The sequence below is a fragment of the Pelagibaculum spongiae genome (assembly GCF_003097315.1).
Lineage (GTDB): Bacteria > Pseudomonadota > Gammaproteobacteria > Enterobacterales > Pelagibaculaceae > Pelagibaculum > Pelagibaculum spongiae.
The window spans coordinates 1-5,291 of record NZ_QDDL01000018.1 but is presented as its reverse complement, the minus strand read 5'-3'; the positions used below and the strand labels follow the sequence as shown (position 1 = coordinate 5,291).

The window sequence follows — 5,291 nt, the reverse complement described above, 5'->3', positions numbered from 1 at the left end:
CTTAAGAATTTATTCTTACGGGATTTATCTAGCGCACCGATCAAGTGACCATGAAAGAATATCAAGCTTATGCTTGTGTTCAAGATTGGCCAGATTGATCACCTCAATTTTTAAATTGAAGAGTTTGATCATGGCTCAGATTGAACGCTGGCGGCATGCCTAACACATGCAAGTCGAGCGGAAACGAAGATAGCTTGCTATCAGGCGTCGAGCGGCGGACGGGTGAGTAACGCGTGGGAATCTACCTAGTAGTGGGGGACAACATTCGGAAACGGATGCTAATACCGCATACGCCTTTAGGGGGAAAGCAGGGGATCTTCGGACCTTGTGCTATTAGATGAGCCCGCGTCGGATTAGCTAGTTGGTGAGGTAATGGCTCACCAAGGCAACGATCCGTAGCTGGTCTGAGAGGATGATCAGCCACATCGGGACTGAGACACGGCCCGAACTCCTACGGGAGGCAGCAGTGGGGAATATTGGACAATGGGGGCAACCCTGATCCAGCAATGCCGCGTGTGTGAAGAAGGCCTATGGGTTGTAAAGCACTTTCAGCGAGGAGGAACGATTATTGTTTAATATGCAATAGTCTTGACGTTACTCGCAGAAGAAGCACCGGCTAACTCTGTGCCAGCAGCCGCGGTAATACAGAGGGTGCAAGCGTTAATCGGAATTACTGGGCGTAAAGCGCGCGTAGGCGGCTTGCCAAGTCAGATGTGAAAGCCCCGGGCTCAACCTGGGAACTGCATCTGATACTGGTTCGCTAGAGTGCAGCAGAGGAGTGTGGAATTTCAGGTGTAGCGGTGAAATGCGTAGATATCTGAAGGAACACCAGTGGCGAAGGCGACACTCTGGGCTGACACTGACGCTGAGGTGCGAAAGCGTGGGGAGCAAACAGGATTAGATACCCTGGTAGTCCACGCCGTAAACGATGTCAACTAGCCGTCGGATCCGTCTGGGATTTGGTGGCGCAGCTAACGCGATAAGTTGACCGCCTGGGGAGTACGGCCGCAAGGTTAAAACTCAAATGAATTGACGGGGGCCCGCACAAGCGGTGGAGCATGTGGTTTAATTCGATGCAACGCGAAGAACCTTACCAGGCCTTGACATCCTGTGAACTTACTAGAGATAGTTTGGTGCCTTCGGGAACACAGTGACAGGTGCTGCATGGCTGTCGTCAGCTCGTGTCGTGAGATGTTGGGTTAAGTCCCGTAACGAGCGCAACCCTTGTCCTTAGTTGCTAACAGTTCGGCTGAGAACTCTAGGGAGACTGCCGGTGACAAACCGGAGGAAGGTGGGGACGACGTCAAGTCATCATGGCCCTTATGGCCTGGGCTACACACGTGCTACAATGGCGCATACAGAGGGCTGCCAACTAGCAATAGTGCGCGAATCCCTTAAAGTGCGTCGTAGTCCGGATTGGAGTCTGCAACTCGACTCCATGAAGTCGGAATCGCTAGTAATCGCGAATCAGAATGTCGCGGTGAATACGTTCCCGGGCCTTGTACACACCGCCCGTCACACCATGGGAGTGGGTTGCTCCAGAAGTGGCTAGTCTAACTGCTTGCAGAGGACGGTCACCACGGAGTGGTTCATGACTGGGGTGAAGTCGTAACAAGGTAGCCCTAGGGGAACCTGGGGCTGGATCACCTCCTTATTACTTATCGATCCCACCTGTGAGTGTTCACACAAATTGCCTGAATGATGTAGTTAGAGATGTCAGCAACTCGATGCGTCTTTGATGTGCTGTTTAATTAAATAGTGTGTTAATGATGATCGATATAGCATCGGGTCTGTAGCTCAGTTGGTTAGAGCGCACCCCTGATAAGGGTGAGGTCGGCAGTTCGAATCTGCCCAGACCCACCAAATACCGGGGCTATAGCTCAGCTGGGAGAGCGCCTGCCTTGCACGCAGGAGGTCTGCGGTTCGATCCCGCATAGCTCCACCAATTCTTTTGAAGTACCTATCTGGTTTGATTCAAGTCAGCCACCTAGCAGTAACTCAGTAGAATTACCCTGGAATGACATCCAGAAGTCATAGTTAAGTGATTGCTGTTCATACAGCAGATTATTTACCTCTGACTTTTGTCAGTATGATGCAGCCCATCATATTAGATCTTTAACAATTTGGTTTTGTAAAGCTGAAATCATTTTAATGCGCCAGCGTTGAAATTGAATTCACAGTGACTTACTTCTTCGAAGTATTTAACTCCCTGAATTTGACTCAACATCGCATTAAAACAAAGCAAACAACTCAAACTTATTCTGCTGGTCGTCGATTGACGCATCGGGATTATTTATTTAATTCGGATCGACTCAATCAATGCTTGTACGGCCAGAGTAACAGACTGTTTGGGGTTATATGGTCAAGTGACCAAGTGCACACGGTGGATGCCTAGGCAATCAGAGGCGATGAAGGACGTGGAAGTCTGCGATAAGCGTCGGTGAGGTGACAAACAACCGTTATAACCGACGATTTCCGAATGGGGAAACCCACCTGTCATAAGACAGGTATCTCTGGCGTGAATACATAGCACCAGAGAGGCGAACCCGGGGAACTGAAACATCTAAGTACCCGGAGGAAAAGAAATCAACCGAGATTCCGTTAGTAGCGGCGAGCGAACGCGGATTAGCCCTTAAGCTTTTACATGGATAAGAGAACGGTCTGGAAAGTCCGGCGACAGAGGGTGATAGCCCCGTATCTGAAATCCTGTTTTAAGTGAAATCGAGTAGGTCGGGACACGTGATATCCTGATTGAACATGGGGGGACCATCCTCCAAGGCTAAATACTCCTGATTGACCGATAGTGAACCAGTACCGTGAGGGAAAGGCGAAAAGAACCCCGTTTAGGGGAGTGAAATAGATCCTGAAACCGTGTGCATACAAGCAGTAGGAGCAGACTTGTTCTGTGACTGCGTACCTTTTGTATAATGGGTCAGCGACTTACATTTTGTAGCAAGGTTAACCGATTAGGGGAGCCGTAGAGAAATCGAGTCTTAAATGGGCGTCATAGTTGCAAGGTGTAGACCCGAAACCCGGCGATCTATCCATGGGCAGGTTGAAGGTTGAGTAACATCAACTGGAGGACCGAACCGACTGTCGTTGAAAAGCCAGCGGATGACTTGTGGATCGGAGTGAAAGGCTAATCAAGCCGGGAGATAGCTGGTTCTCCTCGAAAGCTATTTAGGTAGCGCCTCGCATCTTACTATTGGGGGTAGAGCACTGTTAAGGCTAGGGGGTCATCCCGACTTACCAACCCTTTGCAAACTACGAATACCAATAAGTACAATTGCGGGAGACACACGGCGGGTGCTAACGTCCGTCGTGGAAAGGGAAACAACCCAGACCGTCAGCTAAGGTCCCCAAGTAATGGTTAAGTGGGAAACGTTGTGGGAAGGCATAGACAGCTAGGATGTTGGCTTAGAAGCAGCCATCATTTAAAGAAAGCGTAATAGCTCACTAGTCGAGTCGGCCTGCGCGGAAGATTTAACGGGGCTTAAACCATTCACCGAAGCTACGGATGCATAGCTTGCTATGCATGGTAGAGGAGCGTTCTGTAAGCCTGCGAAGGTCAATTGAGAAGTTGGCTGGAGGTATCAGAAGTGCGAATGCTGACATGAGTAACGATAAGGGGAGTGAGATGCTCCCCCGCCGAAAGACCAAGGGTTCCTGTTCTATGCTAATCAGAGCAGGGTGAGTCGGCCCCTAAGGCAAGGCTGAAAAGCGTAGTCGATGGGAAGCGGGTTAATATTCCCGCACTAGTGTTCACTGCGATGGGGTGACGGAGTAGGTTAGGCTAGCACGGCGTTGGTTGTCCGTGTTTAAGGTTGTAGGCTGGGAATTTAGGCAAATCCGGATTCCTAAGGCTGAGAACTGATGACGAGTCTCCACGGAGATGAAGTAGTTGATACCATGCTTCCAGGAAAAACCTCTAAGCTTCAGGTGAACAGTAACCGTACCCCAAACCGACACAGGTGGTCAGGTAGAGAATACCAAGGCGCTTGAGAGAACTCGGGTGAAGGAACTAGGCAAAATGGTACCGTAACTTCGGGAGAAGGTACGCCGGTATTGGTGATGGAACTTGCTTCCTGAGCTGACGCTGGCCGAAGTAACCAGGTGGCTGCGACTGTTTATTAAAAACACAGCACTCTGCAAACACGTAAGTGGAAGTATAGGGTGTGACGCCTGCCCGGTGCCGGAAGGTTAATTGATGGGGTTAGCGCAAGCGAAGCTCTTGATCGAAGCCCCGGTAAACGGCGGCCGTAACTATAACGGTCCTAAGGTAGCGAAATTCCTTGTCGGGTAAGTTCCGACCTGCACGAATGGCGTAACGATGGCCACACTGTCTCCACCCGAGACTCAGTGAAATTGAAATCGCTGTGAAGATGCAGTGTACCCGCGGCTAGACGGAAAGACCCCGTGCACCTTTACTACAGCTTTGCACTGGACCTTGAGCCTACTTGTGTAGGATAGGTGGGAGACTTTGAAGCGTTGTCGCTAGATGACGTGGAGTCAATCTTGAAATACCACCCTGGTATGCTTGAGGTTCTAACCCAGGCCCGTAATCCGGGTCGGGGACAGTGTATGGTGGGTAGTTTGACTGGGGCGGTCTCCTCCCAAAGAGTAACGGAGGAGCACGAAGGTCGGCTAATCCTGGTCGGACATCAGGAGGTTAGTGCAATGGCATAAGCCGGCTTAACTGCGAGATAGACACATCGAGCAGGTACGAAAGTAGGTCATAGTGATCCGGTGGTTCTGTATGGAAGGGCCATCGCTCAACGGATAAAAGGTACGCCGGGGATAACAGGCTGATACCGCCCAAGAGTTCATATCGACGGCGGTGTTTGGCACCTCGATGTCGGCTCATCACATCCTGGGGCTGTAGCCGGTCCCAAGGGTATGGCTGTTCGCCATTTAAAGTGGTACGCGAGCTGGGTTTAGAACGTCGTGAGACAGTTCGGTCCCTATCTACCGTGGGCGTTAGAGATTTGAGGGAAGCTGCTCCTAGTACGAGAGGACCGGAGTGGACGAACCCCTGGTGTTCGGGTTGTCATGCCAATGGCATTGCCCGGTAGCTACGTTCGGACGGGATAAGCGCTGAAAGCATCTAAGCGCGAAGCCTCTCCCAAGATGAGATCTCTCTGGACCTTGAGTCCCTGAAGGGTCGTTGAAGACTACAACGTTGATAGGCAGGGTGTGTAAGCACTGTAAGGTGTTGAGCTAACCTGTACTAATTGCCCGTGAGGCTTGACCATATAACACCCAAGCAGTTTGCTGGTTGTTTGCGAGTAATC

2 tRNA genes and 2 rRNA genes are annotated in these 5,291 nt (G+C 50.8%); all 4 read left to right on the top strand.

The window, feature by feature from the left end:
• Positions 1-112: 112 nt before the first annotated feature.
• The 4 genes from DC094_RS21790 (at position 113) to DC094_RS21775 (ending at position 5,252) form a co-directional block, all read left to right on the top strand.
• Positions 113-1,654: ribosomal RNA gene (locus DC094_RS21790) — 16S ribosomal RNA — on the top strand.
• Between the two features lie 132 nt (positions 1,655-1,786).
• Positions 1,787-1,863, top strand: a tRNA-Ile gene (locus DC094_RS21785).
• Positions 1,864-1,869: 6 nt separating this feature from the next.
• Positions 1,870-1,945, top strand: a tRNA-Ala gene (locus DC094_RS21780).
• 415 nt (positions 1,946-2,360) lie between these two features.
• Positions 2,361-5,252: ribosomal RNA gene (locus DC094_RS21775) — 23S ribosomal RNA — on the top strand.
• Together the 16S and 23S rRNA genes with 2 tRNA genes alongside form the textbook arrangement of a ribosomal RNA operon.
• Positions 5,253-5,291: the final 39 nt, after the last annotated feature.